Below are 20,171 nucleotides of genomic sequence, written 5' to 3'. Positions count from 1 at the left end.
AATTATGAAAAAAATAAGCATACTATTTTACCTGCTGGTGCTAATTAGCTGCACAAAAAAACTCGAACTTAAGCCGGAAAGCAGCCTTGTCGTGCCATCATCGATCAAAGACCTGGAAAGCCTCCTAGAAAACAACAACGCAGTAATGAACCTTACACCCTCATTGGCGCAGCTTTCCGCAGACGAATATTTCATCCCAAGTCAGACCGATTTCCTGTCGCTGCGCAACGTTACCGGGCGGACCACCTACCTCTGGGAAAAAGACATTTTCCAGGGCCAAACCCAGATCACCGACTGGCTGACCCCATACAAAGCCATATTTTATGCCAATTCGGTGCTGGGAGTGCTAGAACAGCAGCCTGGCAGTAACGACCCGGCGAAAGCAATAGTCAAAGGGTGGGCATTATTTGTCAGGGCATACAGCCACTATGCCCTGGTAAGTACTTTTAGCAAAGCCTTTGACACCCAAACCTCAACAACCGACTTAGGAATACCAATCAAGCTTAATGCTGGTATAGACCAAATTGAGCCACGGGCCAGCGTGCAGCAAACGTACGAGCAAATAATCCGGGACGCTACCCAATCAGCTGAACTGCTGCAACAGGACATCATCCCAGGAAAGCGAAACCGACCCTCAAAAGTAGCGGCCTATGCATTTCTAGCCAGGGTATACTTAAGCATGCGGCAATATCCCCAAGCTGAAGAAAATGCAGATAAAGCGCTAGCCCTGTACTCAGTTTTGACTGATTTCAACAACCTAAGCCTAACCGCATTCGGCGCCTTTGACTACAATAGTGTGGAAACGATTTATTTCTCAGAAATGAATCTCAGTCTCTACACGCAGACAGCAGCATTTAATTCGGTCGTCTATGGGGTAGATCCGGAACTAATTGGACTCTATTCCTCAAATGACCTTCGCCTGCCGATCTATTTTCGTCAAAACGCAGCCGGTAACTATAACCCTAAAGCAATAAACAACATTTCCCAGATTCCTTTCACTGGGCTTGCCACTGATGAAATGTACCTCATTAAAGCTGAATGTCTGGCCCGCCGCAGCGAAAAAGATCAGGCGCTTACCCTACTCAACACACTAATCCAATCCCGCACTCAAACAGGGACCTTTCTTCCCAGAACAGCTGAATCACCTCAGGAAACCCTGGAACTAATTCTCACTGAAAGACGCAAAGCGCTGGTCTGGCGCAGCCTGCGTTGGACTGACCTTAAAAGACTCAACCTGGAGGGTCGAAACATCGTCCTGACACGGGTACTTAACGGGCAGAACTACACACTCGAACCCAATAGTCCCAAATATGTGATGCCGATTCCTGATGATGAAATCGTACTCAGTGGCATCACTCAAAATATGAGATGATTAGAAAAAGCACAAAGCAAAGAAGATGAAAACTATACGATTAATATTAATTTTCCTGTTTCTAAAAAGTGGAGTTGGTTATAGTCAAGACACAAGCTTCACGATTTCAGGTGTCGTAGACACCGCAGTGACGCGCTTTTTTGGAAACAGCACGCTTATTGTAAACATGCCGCTGACTAGCAACATATCAGGCAGTCCCAGGTCCGTGAGAACCATAATTGATTCACTTGGAAGATTCAGCATCCAGATTCCATCAACAGCAATGACCTACGTGTCCTTTGAGATGGAATATAAAGGTGCCAAATACAATTCCGGGATACTTTATCCTGTCAGCTTTCCTGCACGGCAGGTATTTCATAACTACAGCAAAGAGCTGTACCTGTTTGAACCAGGAGATGATATTACCATGTTCATTCGACCTGACGGCGTTATCAAGTTTACTGGCAGGAATGCAGATAGACTAAATTGTCAATACAGAATGTATAACATCCCTGTTCAGCCGGAAAGTATGCTCAGCAGGGCAGGAGAACTAGCTGGACTGAAAGCATTTGCCGAAAATATCGAGCTTAAAAAGACAACATTGGAACTTGCCATACAGTCCCAACTTGCTATCTTGTACAGTTACAAACCCCATATTCCAGAGCAAACCTACCAGCAGCTATACCTGGATGCAGTGTCACAAGGCTGGAACCAATTCTGGAGTTCTCTTGTTTTTTTATGTTACAGTAGTGAGGAAGGACAAAAGGCAGCCCAAATGTTTTTCCAGCAATCGAATTTATTACCATTGATCACTTTAAAAGATTCCACACTTTTAAATGAATCTGCCTACTATGCAGATATGGTATTTTCCAGAAATTTACTCAGCGCTCAGCTATTCAGTCAGACCGGTTCCTTAGATAAGGGTGATTCATTTCAAACGATTTACAAACCATTGATAAAAAACTACAGTGGGGTTTTAAGAGATAAATTGCTGCTCATCTGCTTTCAGCGTATGAATAGATTCTATTCAACAGAAATTAGAAAATCCGTCGACCAAGCGCTGATGAACATGCAGGAGAATAGATTTAGACATGAACTTAAGGTTTGGAAAAGTAAGCAATTTAGTGCCTATCCATTTAAATTGCGGGATGAAAGCGGAACCGTGAGGTCCCTTGAAGACTATCGCGGTAAAGTGGTAGTAATTGACTTTTGGTATACCGGATGCTCCAATTGCATCACGCTACATACCGCCATGAAGCCAATCTTTGATGGGTATCAAGAAAAGGATGTCGTTTTCATCTCTGTATCTATCGATCAGGACAAAGAAAAATGGATAAAAAGCGTCCGTTCTGGCAAATACACATCCAACCAGGCCGTTAACCTGTATACCAACGGACTAGGCTCGCAACACCCAATCATACAGCATTACAATATTCTTGGTTATCCCCTGCAATTGGTAATTGATAAAAAAGGTGAAATGGTTGTTACTAACCCGCCAAAAGTTTATGCCATGCCCAACGGAGATAGAATTACAGAAAGCTCAGATCCCGAGCTCGCCCAAACCAATATCATTGCCTTTAAGAAAACACTTGACGAACTACTTTTGGAATAATCAGGTTTGAAGAGGACAAAATAAAAGGGAGTTCAGCACTCCCTTTTATTTGACTACTGCCTGTAACCCAAGCCACTTGTCTCAATTGTACCCGCAGGACGATCAGCAAAGCTCCATCCCTCAGCAGATGGTGTGGATCCGATATAGTTTACTATGCATGGATCGCTGTTCTGGCTCTGGCAAACACCGGTTGGCGGAGTACTTACATAAGTGCCATTAGACAATTGATAGTAAGTTTTATCGAAGCGATTCAACTCTTTGGGCGCATTTGTAAAAGCGCTAAGCCCAAGCGCCATTCCTACAGCTGTTAAGCCAAACAATAGGTTTTTCATGTTATTGAAATTAATAAAAATAATGTGCCGTATTTTCCACAGGATACAGCTTCAACCTGCATTACGCGCGTAAATATTCTAGCCAGCAGGCTTAGTCCAAGAAAACCACCTCACTGAAAAAAGCAATAACACAATCAGCCCAACATTAAACCAGATATGCTGCAGCCAGGTTAACTTACTGATAACCCCACCGCAATGACATGGCAAATGAGTGTAAGCAATTCGCATATAAACCAAATAAAAAGTAAATAATAGCATCAACCCTATGCTAACAATTAACCCTGCAGCTCGAAATGAAGGCAGCAGCAGCATTAAAGAAATTCCGATCTCCACAACCGGGATCATCCAGGCAAGCACAGATCCATATGGTCCAATAAATTCCAACCTGTTCAGGAACTCGGAAAAGTCTTTTACATTTACCAGTTTATCAGATGCAGTATAGACAAAAAGCACTATGAATATCCACGCAGTCACTTGAGGCATGATTTGTAAAAATCTAGGATTCATAACCGTTATATTTGATTACCCTAATCTCGAAAACAAAAAAATCAAATCGTCCGGAATAAACCACTACTTCATCCGGTAAAAAACGGAGACACACCCGGCAGAAACCGGATCCAGATCCGGCTAAGCCCCATTGTTATACTTACGGCGCAGTCTGCCCAGCCTGTCCGGCGACATACCCATATACTCGGCAACATAGCGTAATTGCGTGCGGCCAAACAAATTATCGAGCACAGGCTCATGCTTCAAATACCGCTGATCGGTACTTAGGTTTCTAATGTCATCTCCCAACTGCTGACGCACACTATCGTAGCCCCCGCGGATCTTTTCAGTAACCAGCTCATTTTCCCCAAAAACTTCTTTCAGCCGCGCCCAATCCTGGTAACTGATCAGCACCACCCTGCAATCTTCCAACAACTCAATCGTACTCTCCGATGGGACCCTGTTAAAAAGTCCGGGAGTGGAAAATAGAAACGATCCGGAAAACCAAAACCAAACCGTATTTTCTTCAAAAGTATCCGGATGCACCCTGATCTCTCTGGCCAGTCCATCCAGTAAAAACCAAATATTGTGCTGAACGGAACCCGAGCTTAAAATCCTGGCGCCCTTTTTATAACTCGTTTCATGCAGCACAGATCTCAAAGCCAGTTTAAATTTCACACCCAGCTTAACATAGCCTTCCATGAAGTCAATCAAGATCAAAAAAGATTCATCCGAAATAGGGCCCACTGCAAGTTATTTTAAATCCAACCATCAGGGTGAGCTATTAATTAGCCCAAAGCCCAGTTTCTTTTGCAAGGTAATCTTCGTGTTGACCCCGGTTTTAAAGTAAATCCGCTGCACATAAGTGTCCACCGTCCTTTTACTGATAAAAAGTTTTTCTCCGATCTGCTCATATGTCAGTCCCTGGCAATGTAAACGGGCAACCTCTACCTCCCGCTTACTCAGATTATATTTAGCACACAGTTTGAGACAATCAGCATGCTGATTGTCTCCAGAGGACTCCAGCTCCAGCATGCGTTGTTTATCCAGCCTTTCCATGCGCCCTGAGCGTAACATAAAGAGCACTGTTATGATAATAAACCCGATATTGGTAGCTAGCACCTCTACCCATTGGCTCACCCGCAGGTATGAGAAAACACACATCAATACCCAGGGAGATACCGCCAGGTATACAGCCCACATCTCCGCCTTCCCGTAAGGATAAAGCGATAGCTCGTTGGATCGGAACCGCTCCCGAATGGATAGCAAGATCGCCCGTAACAGGATTGGCGAATATACAAGCGGCAATAACATCCCGAGGTTGATCGCCAGATCAAGGTTCTTTGTAAGCGGATACAGTACGCAAAAAAACAGGACAAAGGGAAGCAGCAAACATAGAGGAACCCAGCAATGTAAATGTTTCCGCAGCCTCTCCAAACCGAAAGACTTATAAAAATAATACGGAAAATACGCCGCCATCCCAAAGCCGGAGCCATAAGCAATTATGTTCTGCATCGTAACAGAAATAAACCGCAACTTTGGATCGGGAAACATCCCCCCGGTCAAATTGTAAAAAACAAGCAGCGCCAGCAAGATAAAATACCAGAGCCTGCTTTTATCACCTGGCCAGCTATAGTAATACCACCAGACAAAGGGTAGCGTCATAAGCTCCAGTAAAACAATAATAAAGGTCAGCAGGTGCAGCTGGGATCCGAAAACTAGCATAAGCAGAAATTAGACGACCAGTTAATGCATGCGCTTGCGAAAAAAATACAGTTGATAACCCAGATCCAGCTGATCATATAACTCAAAGCCAAGCCCCCCATACCATGACAGATTCCGCTCTGTAGACGTTTCCAGGTAAACAGGACGGTTCATGCGGCTCGCCTCTAGCAGAACCTCCTCGATCAATTGGGTACCCGAACCCCTGCCCTGCCACTCCGGTAATACTCCTATGAACCAGAGATAATATACCTCTCTCGATGCGGTATATCGCCTTTTAATCAAGGATTCCCGTCTGATTACCTTTAGCAATGCACCCAGCCCGATGACTTTAAATACCAGTTTCAGATCACGCAGGATACTGCTAAGTGAAGTTCGCTTTCGGTCAGGGAACAGAACCAGCGCACAGGCGTTACCATCCTCAGCAATAAAGACCCTCCCAAAATCCAAACAGCAGTGGAAAGAATATTCCATTAGCCCCCTGATGCGGTCCACAATCCGCTCGTCCTGACGGACAATGTAATTGACGCTTTTGTTGTCCTGAAATGATTGCGATAAAATCCGAACTACAGCAGATTTATCGTTTAAAGTTGCGTTTCTCATATAGGGATGATTTATGCAAGTTATAAATTGTATAACAGTCCGAAGAGCTATATCTCTGTACTTATTCCGATATCAACACTGTCCTGATGTGACAGTATCTGCTCATTCGGTCCTTTTCTCTTTCCCCGCAGCTTCCCATGCCCAGGAGATCACCTGGCCGATGGTTCGCAGGAAATCTTCACGGTCTTTCTCCTGGTTCACATCCAGTCCGCATACTACGCTCTTATTATATTCCGCATGCCAGACTACATAGTAAACCCCTCCTAAAACCAAGGCAAGCACCGCTGCAAGCCGCACACCAGAATTCTTGAAATGGGGATCCGCCAAACTAGCAATAACCGCACCCTTAACCTCCCTTTCATCCGAAATTTCTTTAAGCAAAACATTCGACTGAGAAATCTGCCAGAATATAAACTGCTGCATTTCCTTTTCAGATGAGAAGTATTTAAACTGCTCTTTAAAAATAGCACCTAAATAATCCGGCATTTCTTCCCCCTTAGGTGCATCCGAAAGATGGAACTTTTCAAATATGTGCGTCCAGAAATCTTTGCTTTTGATATAGGTCTTCAGCAGGTTATTATAACTTTCAAAATAATTGTAGATATTCTTTTTATCCACGCCTGCCCTGAGAGCGACTTTGTTCACGCCCAAACCTCGATAGCCGTCCTCGGCCAGGATCAGTCCTACAGCCTCAATCAAGAGCTGCATCGTAACTTCTTTATCACGCGGCCGGTAAGGCCCTCTTTTCTTATCCATAACAATAGGGTGTTAGGTAAATGAAAGGCGAAACCGTTTAGGTTTTGGTTAAGCCAAGTTTATTTGAAATATGCTCAAATGCATTCAATACCGCATCAAGCTGAGGACGGGTATGGGTGGCCATCAAGCTCATTCGTATTCTGGAATGCTTTTTAGGTACCGCCGGATAAATAATCGGATTGGCATACACCCCTGCTTTCAGCAGCATTTTACTGACCTCCCCGGTTACCGCTGAATTTCCGATTTTTACGGGGATGATTGCCGAAGCGGTCGTGCCAATATCCAGCCCAAGCGATCTTAAACCAGTAGTAAAATAATTGATGTTCTCCCAAAGCAGGTCCATCCACTCCGGCTCCTGATCAATCAGCTGAATTGCTTTAGTAATAGCCATACAGGCAGGAGTGCTGGTTGCTGAAAATAAATGCTGTCTACTTTGGAACTTTAAAAACCGGACCAGCTCAGCCGAAGCGATCACATACCCGCCAACATGGGCAAAGGTCTTACTAAATGTTCCTGAGATAATATCTACCTGCTCAAACAAATCATGGGTTTCAATGACACCCCTTCCTGTTTCCCCAATGACTCCGGTACCATGCGCATCATCAAGCATCAGATAAGCCCCATAATGTTTGGTCAATTGCAGGATTTGATCCAGCGGTGCCAAATCACCATCCTGGGAATACACACCGTCAATTACCACCATTTTAGTTCGGTATTTATCTTTATTTTCCCGAAGGATCCGCTCCAGCATATTCAGATTGTTATGCAGGAATATTTTGGTATTAGTGGCTGAACAGCCTTCCCTCACACTGGTATGTACACCTATATCCAGAATTGCCAGGTCCTGCACCTGCAGCATGCTCAGCAGTGAAGCGCTATTGGCCGTATAACCTGTGGTATAAATAATCGCCGAATCCCGCTTAAAAAAGCTTGCGATCGCATTTTCCAATTCCTGGTGAAAACTATAATGCCCTCCGATTGCCGGCGAAGCGCCCGCACCCGTACCGAAATTGTTGATCCCATAAACAGCCGCCTTTTTTACCAGAGGATGCTGAGAGAAACCCAAATAGTCATTGGATACCAGGCTCACATAAGGCCGTCTGCCTCCGTAACCCGGAATATCCATTTCTACGACCGGCCCGCATCCAGTCAGACTCTCCAGCCGATAGTTCAAATGACCACGATCCTGGAGAAAATCCAGGTATTCATTAAACAAATCCGAACGCTGGTAAATGTCCATCCCCTCGGGATTCTCAAAGTCTTTAAAGCTGGCGTTTTCGAAATCTACATTCATTTCATAAAGAGTTAGGAATACAAAACTAAAGCAGTAGTTTATTTCAAGTGGTGAGTTAGACAAACTATTTTACCTAAATTGGAACGGAGGAACCCAAATCCTAGAATTGTCTTTTCCAGTCTGAATAGACATTAAGCCGGTTAATTCCCCATTGTTAATAGCTCGCAAAGGGAGTCTAGCTTTTAGGTTGTCTCAATTACTAAATCACCGATTAAGTTCTTCCATAACATGTCGCAGGGTCCAGTTAAAGACTCATCAGTGGAAAAGAAATCTACCATGAATGAAACCACTATAGAGCTGCAAAAGCTCCTTGCGTCTATTACGGTTTACTGAAGATTAATGGGTTCAGCTTATCGTTTTGAAGCAGATCCCCTACCTGCAGCTTTGCAAGCTCATCATCTGGCAGCACATTTGCAATTCCATTGAAAGTATTGCCATCAGGCATGTAGGCGCATGTCATTGCACGTCTTGATCCGGGGGTCATATTGGCATGAGCACCATGAATGGCAAGCCCGTTATGAAAAGAACAGCTACCAGCCTTCATCGGAGCAGCCACAGTAGCAGAGGATTTGAACTGAGGATAAAACTCAAATATCGAATCCATATTTCTACCAATACCGGGGTTTTCGAAAGCTGTCCCTTTATGAGACCCAGGAATAAAAAACAGACAACCATTTTCCAGCGTAGCGTCATCAAGTGCTATCCAAATAGACAATGCCCTGCGATCTGAAAATGACCAGAATGGGGTATCTAAATGCCATGAAGTGGGATTGGCCCAAGGCTTTTTGAATAGAGCCTGGTCATGCCAAATCCTGATGCCATCTACCTGGGCAAGTTTGGCGGCCATCTCGCCGATTTTGGGGTCAAACATCAGCTGTCTTATCTTATCGCTGGTTTGCCATAGATTAATCATCTGATCAAATACTTTACTTTGGTATTCAGTGTCTTTATTAATTCCGTCATCCTCACCGATCTTGCCTTCTCTGCCGGGAATTTTCTGCCCCTTTCTTTCTGCAATAGCCTCTGTAACGGCTGACCTCCATACTTCAAGCTCTGAAGCATTTAAAAAATCTTCTATGACTATATATCCGTTCTCCTGATAAAACTCAACCTGTGTAGATGTTATAGTAGTGTTCATTTTAAATCTAATTAATGTGGTTATGTGACGGTTACTTACTGCAAACTTATAGATCGGATTGCATTATTCTTATTTAAAAAACTTGAAATTAATTGTACTTTTTGATTTATGTGGTCTGTTCCGACCCGCTTTATTTATCATCAATAGTGAGAAATATACCATTTAGATGGCGGTTCTTAGGTGAAAAGGAAGCGCCCCAGACTAGCCCGGGAACGCTCACACTACTAACCAATATCTTTTGTAACCACCTTCCAAAATATTATAAAATGGCAATTTGTTAAACCATCACGATTTTCTTAAAACTCGGCCAACCCATTTCCGATAAGCCTCAGACATCATCCGATTGATTGTGATGCCTTGATGCAAGATGTGAATCGGTGGCTAACCAAGAACCTCGAACCATGCGTGGAATTACCACTAAAAATTAGGGTTAAGCGCCACCTCCGAGGCAGGTATAGGGAAAAGAATCCGGATGTTACTGTATGACGAAGGAGATGGCGTAATACCTGATGGAAAATAATAAGCCTGTGGATTAGCCTTAATTTTAGTTCCATAGGCTTTCATAACCGGATCCGCTATCCCAAAGTGAACCAGGTCCAGCCATCGTTTATTTTCGAAGGCCAGCTCCACCCTTCGCTCCCGAATGATTGCGCCCTGCATATCTGTCTGGCTGGCTGCAGTTGTCGGTAAAAGATCAGCCCTGAGCCTCACCTGGTTGAGATAAGAAGCCGCCTCTGAAGTTTTTCCCTGCTCATTTAATGCTTCTGCAAGAAAAAGTAATACCTCAGCATACCTGTACACGGGCCAATTATCATCAGTGTTTCCCGAAAGTGCATGGGTGTGTAAATACTTCTTGATGAAAGGATAGTCAACACCACCAGCTGTAATCGTTCCTATTGATGCATTTTTTCGTTCATCATCCGGCTCGTACGCAGTAATGATATCAGGCGTTGGTATGTTATAGCCCTCAATCGTCCGATCGTTCTCGGGTATACCGGTTACCACTGTTATCTCCGCACGTGTGATAGGTTGCACCAAAAACGTGTAGAAGAAACTGCTTTGAAGCCCTTCAGTACCTTGTTTATATTGAATTTCAAAAATCGATTCGCTATTATTTTTATTAGCTAATGCATAGATATCAGCATAATTCCCCATTAAAGAGTAACCTGTTATGCTTTTCAGGGTCGCCTCAGCTTCTGCCCAGCGTTTTAAAACGATGAAGACATTTCCCAATAAGGTCTTGGCTGAGCCTGTTGTTACCCTGCCGGCCTGTTGAGTAGCTTTATCAGGAAGTAAGCTAGCTGCCTGTTCTGCATCAGCAATAATTTGTTTGTAAAGCTCCTCTACGCTGCTTAAAGGCAATGCAGTTTCATTTAGCGTTGTAGCCGGCTTTAGGTGTAAAGGAACACTGCCGAAATACTGCACCAGGTCAAAGTAGGCAAACGCCCTTAAAAAAAAGGCTTGTCCCTTGATGTTATTCTTAATTTCGGCATTGAAATCCACGCCATCAATAAGCGATAATATCTGATTGGTCCGTGCAATGATTTGGTAGTCGCTGAAATATTTATTGGCAACCACCCCGTTGGTGTTGTCATCCAGAAAGTCAGCCACGTACTCCGGAGCGATCGTTCCTCTGTCATTAGGATTATACTTATAAGTAGTGTTGTCAGACCGCAATTCTCCCATAGCCCATGCACCATTAGTACCATTATATGCGCCTCTCAGGGGGGCATAGGCGCCATTTATTGCCTGCTGAAAATCATCCTGCGTCTTGAAATAAAGCGGTGTGCTTAAAGCTGTCTGAGCAGGTATTTCCAAAAAACTCTTTTTACAACCACTGATTGTAATGACCAGTGCTGCTACAGCAAATATTTTAATTTTCATAATTGTCATTTGTAAGTGATAAATGTTTATTTGAAATTGACATTAAGTCCAAAAGTTACCGTTCTTGGAATTGGATATGCCGTATAATCTATGCCCTGTAACAATGCGTTGGGCTGATTGCCATCGCTATCGGTCCCAATTTCCGGATTTCCACCTTTGTAACCGCTGAAAACAAATGCCTGCTGCACACTGCTGAACAGGCGTACGCTCTTCACAGCGTTCCAGCCTGTAACCGGCAATGTATAGCCCAATGTGATATTTTTAATGGTCAGGTAACTTGCTTTGTTGACGAACCTGCTGTGGAACACCCCACGATCATTTTCTGTGGAAGCCGTGGTTTTACCATATTTGCCCTCCCCCGGGTTGCTCGGAGACCTCCAGCGGCCTTTAACCTCTTTTAAAACGTTGAACACGCCATCAAGGTTGGTGGTCCCAGCTTCGCTTATTGCCGCGATATCGTGTCCGTGAGCTCCGGTGGCTACTATGGTCAGGTCAAAGCCCTGGTAAGCAAAGTTATTGGTTATGCCATACGTGAACTTCGGAAATGGATTGCCTATTATGGTCTTATCCCCATCTGTATCCCCAAGTTTAATTACTCCGTCACCATTTAGATCTTTAAATTTAATTGTCCCAACTTGTGAATTCACGCTCTTTGGTGAATTATCAAAATCCGCTTGGTCGACATATACCCCTTCCTGTACCAAGCCATAGAACTGTCCAATGCGGCCACCCACTTTTGTGATCGTTCCCGCGATCGCACCACCTGTATATATTGCGTCTGTCAGCCCTGAGAGTTTAAGTACTTTATTGTCACTGAAAGCAATATTAAATCCAGTGTTCCACTTGAATTTGCCCGCTAAATTTCGTGTATTGAGGGAAAATTCGTGTCCCCAGAATTCTATTTCACCCAAATTTGCCGGAAAAGTAGCGAATCCTGATTCCCTTGGTACAGGAACATTGAAGAGCAGATTAGAGGTTTTTTTGGTATAGTAATCGTAGCTGAACATTATCCTGTCATTCAGGAATCCCGCATCTAAACCAATATCAATCTGACGGGTATTTTCCCAACCCAATTCTTCATTTCCAAGATTCGTTACTGCAACCCCACTCTGTGTGGTAGAACCAAACGGAGAATTTACTGATCCTGCTACTGTTGCATATTGCGTATAATTACCGAAATTGTTGTTGCCAACTTCGCCATAACTACCGCGAACCTTTAAGAAAGTCAACGCTTTGATATCCTTTAAAAATGCTTCTTCGCTCACTATCCAGGCTGCTGAAACAGCAGGAAAATTACCCCACTTATTATTTGTCCCAAAACGCGAGGAACCATCACGCCTGATACTTGCGCTTAATAGATACTTCTGGTCATAATTATAGTTCAAGCGGGCTAGATAAGATATAAGACTCCATTCCTGGATATCCATGGTAGGGTTATCCTTGACAAGCGCTGCATTGATCGTTCTGACCCTGTCGTCAGGAAAATTGGAGCCACTTATATTAGTGAGATCACTTCTGTATTTTTGAACGGTATATCCACCGAGCATGTCAAACCCGTGTTTCTTGATTTGCTTGTTATAACTGGCAGTATTTTCAGACAACCACGAAGCATAATTAAATGTATTCTGACCTATACGGGAGTTGATGGTGCTGGGCGTTGATGCAAACCCTAGCGACGCCGTTGAAGGCTGAAAAAAGTCAGTTCTGGTTTGCCCCATATCCACATTGATGCTAGATTTTAAAATAAGTCCGGGTAAGACATCATATTCAACGAATGCATTGGATAACAAACGGCTAGTTTTACCATAAAATTTGATATCCTGAATGGATCTTACCCAGTTTGGCGTATTGAATGCTGTAATTCCCGGAGTAGTTACTGTCACGGGCAGTGAGCCATCTGCATTCCTATAATTCAAGACTGGAGGTGTATTAAGCGCATTAGCCAATATTCCGCCGCCGCCGCCGAAAAAACCATCAGTCAAAGCATTGTTACCAAAATTATAAGTTGGAGCGATATTTAACCCTACTCTAAAATTGTCAGTAACCTTGTAAACGGCGTTATTTCGAACAGAAATCCTCTTATAGTCAGAATTGAGGACAACTCCTGTCTGTTCAAAAAACCCACCTGTAAAGGAATTGCTGAACTTATCTTTACTGGTATTAATCGATACACTGATATCGCTCATCGCTCCGGTTCTAAGCATGGCATCGTACCAGTCATAACCTTCCCCGTACTGCGAAGGATCTTGGAAAGGTACAGGTACAGCCTGCCCGAGATCTTCATAATATTCCTTCTTAAACTGAGCCCACTCCGTACCATTCATCATATCCGGACGTCCTCTTTCAGGAACTTTCTGAAAACCGGAATACGCATTAACACTGATGTTGGTCTGTCCTTCCTTTGCACTCTTGGTAGTGATCAAAACTACCCCAAAGGCCGCTCTGGATCCGTAAAGTGCCGTAGATGCTGCATCTTTTAAAACTGTTACCGTCTCGATCTCATTCGGGTTGATGTTGCTGATATCTCCCACAATAGGCGCACCGTCAACAACGTACAGGGGTACGGCACCTGTGGAAATAGATGCTGACCCCCTCACCCTCACTTGCATAGCCTGCCCCGGCTTGCCTGAAGTTTCGCTGAGTTCAACACCTGCTAATTTTCCTTGCAGCTTTTGCGTAAACTGACTTGTTGGAATGTCCTGAAGATCCTTTTGATTAACAGTCTGCAGAGCACCTGTGGATGATCTTTGCGTAGTTTTTCCATAGGCAACTACAACCACTTCGTCTAAACGGGTGGTATCTTCAATTAAGACAACATTAATTGTCTGACGCCCACCAATAGGCAATTCCTGTTTTAAAAATCCTATATAGTTAAAAATCAGAACAGCGTTATTATCTGGCACATCAATCCTATAGTTACCATTTGCATCTGTGACAGCCCCTGTCGTGGTACCTTTCACCTGGACACTAACCCCCGGAATCGCCGTTCCCTTAGAGTCGGTTACCCTTCCGTTGACGGTAATCGCCTTTAGTTTTAAATTTGCTTCCATAAGATCAGCCTCTTTCTCGCTGTCAATCCTAACATTTGTGGTCACTTTTTTTTCCCTTCCTGACATTGCGGAAGAATATGCATACACTACTGTGGAAAAAACAATGCTCAAGGTGAGTGAAATTCTTATTATAGCTGTCGCTATAGAAAAACATAATCCTTTTTTCATACATTTATTTGGTTTTATACTGGTTAATATTCGGTTTGAACTAGTCAAAGCCGTAAAGGCGATGACATCTGCGGCTGATGTTGGAGCATCAGCCGTCTTTTTGTTAGTTTGTTTTTATACCATAAGCCTTCTTTTTTTAAAATTCCGTTAGTTGTATATAACAGGGATACAATAAATTGCTTAATAATTTTTTTTAGATACTGGTCAATATTTGGTTGCTCCTTAGGGTAAGATTGTGCATTATCAAAGCTATGCGGTCTATCACAGAAATATTTTCTATTATGATACTTTTTTTTGTACTTTCTGATAATCTTTTCCTGCCAAATATCAGATCAAAGGTTTGAAAATCTTGGCTGACAATGCCTTGAAACTGGAAAAACATTGATATTCGTCTTGGGACTCTTGGCCCTTGGGAAAATTCAGCGAAGCTTACACTAAAAAATACCACTAAAAAACTGGATAGGTTCTGTAGTTTTGCTTTTTTTTAGCTTATGAAAGTACAAGTGTTAAGTCCTGTATGGGGTAACGAAGATCAAGATCTATACTCATTTATGAATCTTATAGACTCAAAAGGTTATGATGGATTAGATACCTGGATACCAACTAAGAAGAACGACTATTTGGCACTGATCGACTACAGAAATAATCGGGATTTCTTCCTAGTAGCTCACCAGCACCAAGCGGATGGATCGACATTTAAAAAATTTCTGCGCTCGTTTGCGAAACAGCTTTGTGAATGCGAGAAAATAATACCAAATTTAATTAATTCTCATACCGGGAGAGATTACTTTACTACCACGCAATTCTTAGACCTGATCTATGTTGCCGAAGATTTTAGTGCAAAATCCGGGATTACTGTACTACATGAAACGCATCGTGGAAGAATGGGTTACTGTCCACAAATGATTGCTGAGCTTTTTGAAAAAAACAGCAATTTTTTAATTACTGCAGACTTTTCTCATTGGACTTGCGTCACCGAAAGTATGTTAGAAAATTTTAAAGAGGTCTTAGATGAAGCAATAAGAAGAACCAGGCATGTGCATGCGAGGATAGGTTTCGAACAAGGCCCACAGGTACCTGACCCGAGGGCTCCTGAATGGCAATATGCGGTAGATAAGTTTCTAACATGGTGGGATAAAATTTATGCTGTAAACAAGACAATAGGTACAGAGACTCTATCATTCACTACCGAGTTTGGTCCGTTTCCTTACATGCCGGTCTTTCCATACACAGTTGAACCTGTCGCTGTTCAGTTCGAAGTCAACTGCTTTATTAAGGACTTGTTACGAAATCGCTACATTTCAGACCCTTCTCCCAATTTCAATATTCGATAACTGCGCGGCGGGACACCATGCTTTTTTTTAAATAGCTTGGAAAAATAAGAAACAGACTCAAAGCCGGTGTGGTCAGATACCTCATTAATGTTTAAGGCTGTCATCGTCAACAAGTTCTTTGCCCGCTCTAACCGTAAATTCAGATGATATTGATTGGGAGATTGTCCGGTAATTTTTTTGAACGCTTTTCTGAAAGAGGAATAGCCCATCGGAAGATCCTTGGCCAGTTGCTCCATATCCATCGAATTCTCGAAGGACTCTTGTATCAGGAATTTAGCCTTTGAGATAAGTTTTCCAACCGGATCATGTGCCCGTTGATTATTCCTAAGCTGATTGCTGAGTAAGCCCAGTAGCTGCATAGTAGTTCCTGCAATTTGCTGAGGATACCCAACAGATGAAACTTGTACCTCATCAATAAGTCTGTTGTAAAGTACCAGCATATCGGTATTAAAGCCTAAATCTATGATTGGATTTTTAGCATCAAAGATACTTTGGTTCATAAGGTCTCTAATGTAACTGCCATTGAAACCAACCCAATGCTCTTCCCATCCAAATTTCACATCCGGTTTATACCTATGCCACACTTCAGGGAAGAGCAGAAAACAATTACCAGCAACAACCTCAGACGGTTTAGTCAGGGCAGAACCGTAAATACCTTTGCCCTTAGAAATAAAAACAATATAATAGTCATTCAATATCCTCCCCCTGTTCCAGGTTAAATGGTGACTATCAGGATGTTGCTGGTTTGGGTATAGCTCATTTGGAGCAACTTTAGAATATCCGACCGAAGTGACATAAATCCCCCACTTCTCTTCAAAGGAGGTTACATTAAGATACTTAAAATAGTTCTGCAGCATATTGTTAATTATTTGGTTAGAGAAAACAAGTATTCGCAATAATTCTGCACCAATGTAATAATTGCTATTCATTTTTTTTGGAGACCGGTTCTTACTTAGAGAAAGGAAAATAATTCAGATGAGCCTTCAGTCATAAAAAATATGCTATCAAAGCGAATTTGAAGCATTTAAATTATTCAATCAGGGCAAATATCGCCAATTGATAATGTCAAAAAATACAAATAAAAACAGTTATACTACAATTATATTTTCGACTCATCTGTTAATTTTGTTTCCGACCAATTGTAATAAACCGTCGAATCTTTCTATATGGCCTATAAAATTTCAAAACCTGTATCGCGACTCTTTACTGGGGATAGTTTAAATACTGCTGCCCAGACGTTAGTTATGATTTGCTTTTTCGGCAGCACTGCTTTTTCTTACGTGCATGCACAGGAGTATCCGCCTATAACAGCCAGGAAAACAGGAATAGTAAATTCCATGTCACCTGACCCAATAATTGATTATGTCTGGGCGAATCCAAAAGCAACTGATGGTTTGGAAATTTATCAACTAAAGCCAGTTGCATGGACAGTCTCAAAGTCTGGCAGCTTCAACACTGCTGATTTCAAAAGAAACAATCACATAGTGGTAAATGGCGACGGAGAAATCCGATTTGACTTCGGTCAGACAAATGCAGCCTGGTTGGAATTTGACAGCCCTGACCTAATTGGGGACATTGAAATGAGTATAAGTGAATACAATCAGACACCTGATTATGCGTCGAATTATCCTACAAAGACGATGACTCCCAAAAAAATCGGCAATACGTATAGACTTGTATTGAATCCAGAGCTTTATGAAGGTGTCCGGTTTGGCTGGATCCACGTACGGTCATTTTCTAAACGCTGGCACATTACGGCCGTCCGTCTAGTCTGTCAGACTAGACCGGTCAATTATAAGGGGAGTTTCTCATGCAGTGACACAACACTTACACGAATATGGTATACTGGTGCATATACGGTGAAGCTAAATTTGCTTAAAGATTATCTAGGTGCGATACTGATGAATCGCGGCGATAGATTTTCCTGGACGGGAGATGCGCACCCAGCTCAGGCAGCGTCTATGGTAGCATTTGGTAATTTTGATTTCGTCAAAAAGAATCTGGCTTATACTTCAACTCAGAGCAATGGAATCAGGAGCTACGCCCTCTACTGGGTACTTAGTCTAATCGATTATTATAAATATACCGGTGACACCGCCACATTAATGGGTTACCTAGCCAATGCGTGTGACAAACTGGATGATGCCTACAAAGTTTACGGAAGCAATCCTAATCTGGAGTTTTTTGGTTGGGATGAGCGGCTTGGCTCCGGTTTTGAGCATCCAAATCTCCCCGAACCTCAAAATGCATATAAAATGCTGTCTATCCGTGTTTGGAAAGAGTTCTCTGAAGCAATGGGTGCCGCAGGTCGGAAGGATCTTGAAGAAAAATACCGCAAGTATGCATCCGAAAAAATCTCCATAATTAAAGAAAACAATGCGTGGTATAAGGATTTTGGTCTGCATGCGGGCGCTGATGCAGTGACGACAGGCTTATTAACTGCTGGTGAAAAGACGGCGATTTATGAAAAAAACTTTACAGACAAGGTAAACCGCATTTCTTATTCACCCTTCAATCAGTATTTTGTTATTCAGGCTTTTGCACTTATGAATAAGTATGATGATGCCCTTAGTTCCATTCGAGACTTGTGGGGTGGCCAACTCAGCTATGGAGGCACTACTTTTTTCGAAGATTATCGACCCTCTTGGAATGCTGTAGTTAGTAAAAACGGGCCTGTGCCTAGTAATCAGTGTGGCTTTACCAGTCTGTGTCATCCTTGGGGCGCTGGTGTAACCAAATGGTTGAGTGAGGAAATACTTGGTATAAAACCAACATCTCCTGGTTTTGCTACTTTTGATATAATTCCTAATCTCGGTCGCACGTTGACAAGTGTTTCTGGAACAATGCCGACTCCAAAAGGAGAAATAAGTGCTAGCTTCAATGTATCTACCGGTATATGCTCAGTATCAGTACCTCAGGGCAGCACTGGCAGAATTGGTATTCCCAAGGTGGAGAAAAAAATAAGCACTATTAAGGTAAATGGCAAGGTAATATGGGATGGGAAGTTTCATTCGACTGGAAGTATATCTGGGTCAAGCGAAGATTCTTCATTTATTTACCTTAAAACGGCACAAGCGGGAGAATACAAGATCGTCGTTACATACATTGGTAGCACACCGAGATATCTCGAACTGGAAGAGAAGTTTGCAGCCAGCTTTGTCGGCCAAGATTCGACAACCAGAGGAAACTGGGGTGGTGTCTACGGGAAAGACGGTTACGTCCTATGCAATTATAATGGCAATGGGGAAGATAAGCAATCTCTACCTTCGTACGTATCTTCTATAAGCTACTATAAGATCAAAGGAAATGGTCTTCCTCTCAATACGATTTGGGCAGAAAGCACCCCTGATACTAGAGCGCCCTCGCCGGATTCCACAAATAGTTTATCCCGCGTCGCAGCTTGTTTATATGCAGTAGATGCGGATCAGATTGGTTACACCTTTACATCAACCATTAGCTTAAAAACTGAACGCGACTACAGCGTATCTCTATATTTTCTGGATTGGGACAAGAAAGGCAGGGAAATCGCAGTAGAAATGTTTGATGCAGCAACGTCTAAATTAATCGCGCCTGTTAAAATAGTTAAAGATTGCGTTGGAGGCGCCTACTTAACATATTCCTATCATAAATCTGCAAAATTCCGTATCAACATGGTCCGTGGAGACAATGCTACATTAAGCGGGGTTTTTTTTGATCCCAAATCGAAAACTGCTTATAATAAAAAAACCAAATGACGCATTTCGACAATTACTTAAATAAAGACCTTCAAGCCCCACCAAATACATTAATGTTAATACACGCTAGCGAATGAAAAGAATAATCTATTTTATTTCCCTTCCTGTTGTTTGTATTGCGGCAGTCATCATAATAATGGAATACACTATCGAATACCCAACTTCTGGTATTATTAATAAGGATGCCCCAGTACTAACGAGGAAATCTATAATAATTAATGCAGATCTCGAAAAAATATGGACAATTATGGCCAATGTAAATCACTGGGATACTTGGCAAAGCGAGATTGAAAATCCTAACTTAACAGGACGATTTATCGCTGGAAATTCATTCACCTGGAAAACCGGTGGCTTGAATATCCGTTCCACACTCCATACCGCTAAACCATTTGATATGATAGGATGGTCGGGCCCCGCATTTGGATCTTTTGCTGTTCATAATTGGACTTTCATACGCTTACCCAATGGAAGTATTGAAGTGAAGGTTGAAGAGAGTATGGAAGGTTGGCTGGTCAGCCTGCTTCCGGGTAAATTTCAAAAAGGCCTCGAAAGCTCCCTGGAAATCTGGCTGAAAGCATTGAAGGTAGTTGCTGAAAAATAGTTGTGGAATAAGAGTTTAAAATAAATAAATCCCACGGTCTCATTTACCTCTATATCAACTTATACTTCTATTATCACCCAAAAAAAGGAACCCATATCAGACCAAC

16 protein-coding genes are annotated in these 20,171 nt (G+C 42.6%); 5 read left to right on the top strand and 11 right to left on the bottom strand.

The window, feature by feature from the left end; translation table 11 throughout:
- The first annotated feature begins 4 nt into the window (after positions 1 to 4).
- Both EZ437_RS04090 and EZ437_RS04085 read left to right on the top strand, forming a co-directional pair.
- Positions 5 to 1,372: a RagB/SusD family nutrient uptake outer membrane protein gene (locus EZ437_RS04090; protein ID WP_131593507.1), complete on the top strand. Its 1,368-nt coding sequence runs from the start codon at positions 5 to 7 to the stop codon at positions 1,370 to 1,372.
- Between the two features lie 25 nt (positions 1,373 to 1,397).
- Positions 1,398 to 2,963, top strand: coding sequence for a TlpA family protein disulfide reductase (locus EZ437_RS04085; protein WP_131593505.1), 1,566 nt, complete (start codon positions 1,398 to 1,400; stop codon positions 2,961 to 2,963).
- Positions 2,964 to 3,016: 53 nt separating this feature from the next.
- Here EZ437_RS04085 and EZ437_RS04080 read toward each other — a convergent pair whose 3' ends face one another.
- The 10 genes from EZ437_RS04080 to EZ437_RS04035 all read right to left on the bottom strand — a co-directional run bounded on the left by EZ437_RS04080 (position 3,017) and on the right by EZ437_RS04035 (position 14,396).
- On the bottom strand, positions 3,017 to 3,295 hold the full coding sequence (locus EZ437_RS04080) for a hypothetical protein (protein WP_131593503.1): 279 nt from the start codon (positions 3,293 to 3,295) through the stop codon (positions 3,017 to 3,019).
- Between the two features lie 78 nt (positions 3,296 to 3,373).
- Positions 3,374 to 3,802 (bottom strand): MauE/DoxX family redox-associated membrane protein, encoded by a 429-nt coding sequence (locus EZ437_RS04075; RefSeq protein ID WP_131593501.1) that lies wholly within the window; start codon positions 3,800 to 3,802, stop codon positions 3,374 to 3,376.
- Between the two features lie 120 nt (positions 3,803 to 3,922).
- Entirely contained in the window at positions 3,923 to 4,483 is a 561-nt protein-coding gene (locus EZ437_RS04070; protein ID WP_131593499.1) for a Crp/Fnr family transcriptional regulator, read from the bottom strand.
- 69 nt (positions 4,484 to 4,552) lie between these two features.
- Positions 4,553 to 5,506: a helix-turn-helix transcriptional regulator gene (locus tag EZ437_RS04065; protein WP_131593497.1), complete on the bottom strand. Its 954-nt coding sequence runs from the start codon at positions 5,504 to 5,506 to the stop codon at positions 4,553 to 4,555.
- Positions 5,507 to 5,527: 21 nt separating this feature from the next.
- Complete coding sequence (locus EZ437_RS04060; RefSeq protein WP_131593495.1) at positions 5,528 to 6,106, bottom strand: GNAT family N-acetyltransferase; 579 nt, start codon at positions 6,104 to 6,106, stop codon at positions 5,528 to 5,530.
- 102 nt (positions 6,107 to 6,208) lie between these two features.
- Positions 6,209 to 6,862 carry a TetR/AcrR family transcriptional regulator gene (locus EZ437_RS04055; RefSeq protein ID WP_131593493.1) on the bottom strand — a complete coding sequence of 218 codons (654 nt, stop codon included), beginning with the start codon at positions 6,860 to 6,862 and terminating at the stop codon, positions 6,209 to 6,211.
- Between the two features lie 37 nt (positions 6,863 to 6,899).
- Positions 6,900 to 8,156 carry an aminotransferase class I/II-fold pyridoxal phosphate-dependent enzyme gene (locus EZ437_RS04050; protein ID WP_131593491.1) on the bottom strand — a complete coding sequence of 419 codons (1,257 nt, stop codon included), beginning with the start codon at positions 8,154 to 8,156 and terminating at the stop codon, positions 6,900 to 6,902.
- A gap of 319 nt (positions 8,157 to 8,475) precedes the next feature.
- Entirely contained in the window at positions 8,476 to 9,294 is an 819-nt protein-coding gene (locus EZ437_RS04045; RefSeq protein WP_131593489.1) for a phytanoyl-CoA dioxygenase family protein, read from the bottom strand.
- Positions 9,295 to 9,711: 417 nt separating this feature from the next.
- On the bottom strand, positions 9,712 to 11,178 hold the full coding sequence (locus tag EZ437_RS04040) for a RagB/SusD family nutrient uptake outer membrane protein (protein WP_131593487.1): 1,467 nt from the start codon (positions 11,176 to 11,178) through the stop codon (positions 9,712 to 9,714).
- 26 nt (positions 11,179 to 11,204) lie between these two features.
- On the bottom strand, positions 11,205 to 14,396 hold the full coding sequence (locus EZ437_RS04035) for a SusC/RagA family TonB-linked outer membrane protein (RefSeq protein ID WP_131593485.1): 3,192 nt from the start codon (positions 14,394 to 14,396) through the stop codon (positions 11,205 to 11,207).
- Positions 14,397 to 14,887: 491 nt separating this feature from the next.
- Between EZ437_RS04035 and EZ437_RS04030 the strand changes: the two genes are divergently transcribed.
- Entirely contained in the window at positions 14,888 to 15,730 is an 843-nt protein-coding gene (locus tag EZ437_RS04030; protein ID WP_131593483.1) for a sugar phosphate isomerase/epimerase, read from the top strand.
- Here EZ437_RS04030 and EZ437_RS04025 read toward each other — a convergent pair.
- Positions 15,691 to 16,659, bottom strand: a complete 969-nt coding sequence (locus EZ437_RS04025; RefSeq protein WP_205942636.1) for a helix-turn-helix domain-containing protein — start codon at positions 16,657 to 16,659, stop codon at positions 15,691 to 15,693. The genes EZ437_RS04030 and EZ437_RS04025 overlap by 40 nt on opposite strands.
- 315 nt (positions 16,660 to 16,974) lie before the next feature.
- Here EZ437_RS04025 and EZ437_RS04020 point away from each other — a divergent pair, with 315 nt between their 5' ends.
- Both EZ437_RS04020 and EZ437_RS04015 read left to right on the top strand, forming a co-directional pair.
- Positions 16,975 to 19,464: an alpha-L-rhamnosidase C-terminal domain-containing protein gene (locus tag EZ437_RS04020; protein WP_165500336.1), complete on the top strand. Its 2,490-nt coding sequence runs from the start codon at positions 16,975 to 16,977 to the stop codon at positions 19,462 to 19,464.
- A 73-nt stretch (positions 19,465 to 19,537) separates the two neighbouring features.
- Positions 19,538 to 20,065, top strand: coding sequence for an SRPBCC family protein (locus EZ437_RS04015; RefSeq protein WP_131593478.1), 528 nt, complete (start codon positions 19,538 to 19,540; stop codon positions 20,063 to 20,065).
- The last annotated feature ends 106 nt before the right edge of the window (positions 20,066 to 20,171 follow it).

Source organism: Pedobacter psychroterrae (assembly GCF_004331695.1).
Classification (GTDB): domain Bacteria; phylum Bacteroidota; class Bacteroidia; order Sphingobacteriales; family Sphingobacteriaceae; genus Pedobacter; species Pedobacter psychroterrae.
Note: the sequence above shows the minus strand (reverse complement) of the source record. Positions and strands in the feature narration are given on the sequence as shown.

Coding starts and splice junctions, on each gene's coding strand:
- EZ437_RS04090 (WP_131593507.1), top strand. CDS start 5: ATGAAAAAAATAAGCATACTATTTTACCTGCTGGTGCTAATTAGCTGC.
- EZ437_RS04085 (WP_131593505.1), top strand. CDS start 1,398: ATGAAAACTATACGATTAATATTAATTTTCCTGTTTCTAAAAAGTGGA.
- EZ437_RS04080 (WP_131593503.1), bottom strand. CDS start 3,295: ATGAAAAACCTATTGTTTGGCTTAACAGCTGTAGGAATGGCGCTTGGG.
- EZ437_RS04075 (WP_131593501.1), bottom strand. CDS start 3,802: ATGAATCCTAGATTTTTACAAATCATGCCTCAAGTGACTGCGTGGATA.
- EZ437_RS04070 (WP_131593499.1), bottom strand. CDS start 4,483: ATGGAAGGCTATGTTAAGCTGGGTGTGAAATTTAAACTGGCTTTGAGA.
- EZ437_RS04065 (WP_131593497.1), bottom strand. CDS start 5,506: ATGCTAGTTTTCGGATCCCAGCTGCACCTGCTGACCTTTATTATTGTT.
- EZ437_RS04060 (WP_131593495.1), bottom strand. CDS start 6,106: ATGAGAAACGCAACTTTAAACGATAAATCTGCTGTAGTTCGGATTTTA.
- EZ437_RS04055 (WP_131593493.1), bottom strand. CDS start 6,862: ATGGATAAGAAAAGAGGGCCTTACCGGCCGCGTGATAAAGAAGTTACG.
- EZ437_RS04050 (WP_131593491.1), bottom strand. CDS start 8,156: ATGAATGTAGATTTCGAAAACGCCAGCTTTAAAGACTTTGAGAATCCC.
- EZ437_RS04045 (WP_131593489.1), bottom strand. CDS start 9,294: ATGAACACTACTATAACATCTACACAGGTTGAGTTTTATCAGGAGAAC.
- EZ437_RS04040 (WP_131593487.1), bottom strand. CDS start 11,178: ATGAAAATTAAAATATTTGCTGTAGCAGCACTGGTCATTACAATCAGT.
- EZ437_RS04035 (WP_131593485.1), bottom strand. CDS start 14,396: ATGAAAAAAGGATTATGTTTTTCTATAGCGACAGCTATAATAAGAATT.
- EZ437_RS04030 (WP_131593483.1), top strand. CDS start 14,888: ATGAAAGTACAAGTGTTAAGTCCTGTATGGGGTAACGAAGATCAAGAT.
- EZ437_RS04025 (WP_205942636.1), bottom strand. CDS start 16,659: ATGAATAGCAATTATTACATTGGTGCAGAATTATTGCGAATACTTGTT.
- EZ437_RS04020 (WP_165500336.1), top strand. CDS start 16,975: ATGATTTGCTTTTTCGGCAGCACTGCTTTTTCTTACGTGCATGCACAG.
- EZ437_RS04015 (WP_131593478.1), top strand. CDS start 19,538: ATGAAAAGAATAATCTATTTTATTTCCCTTCCTGTTGTTTGTATTGCG.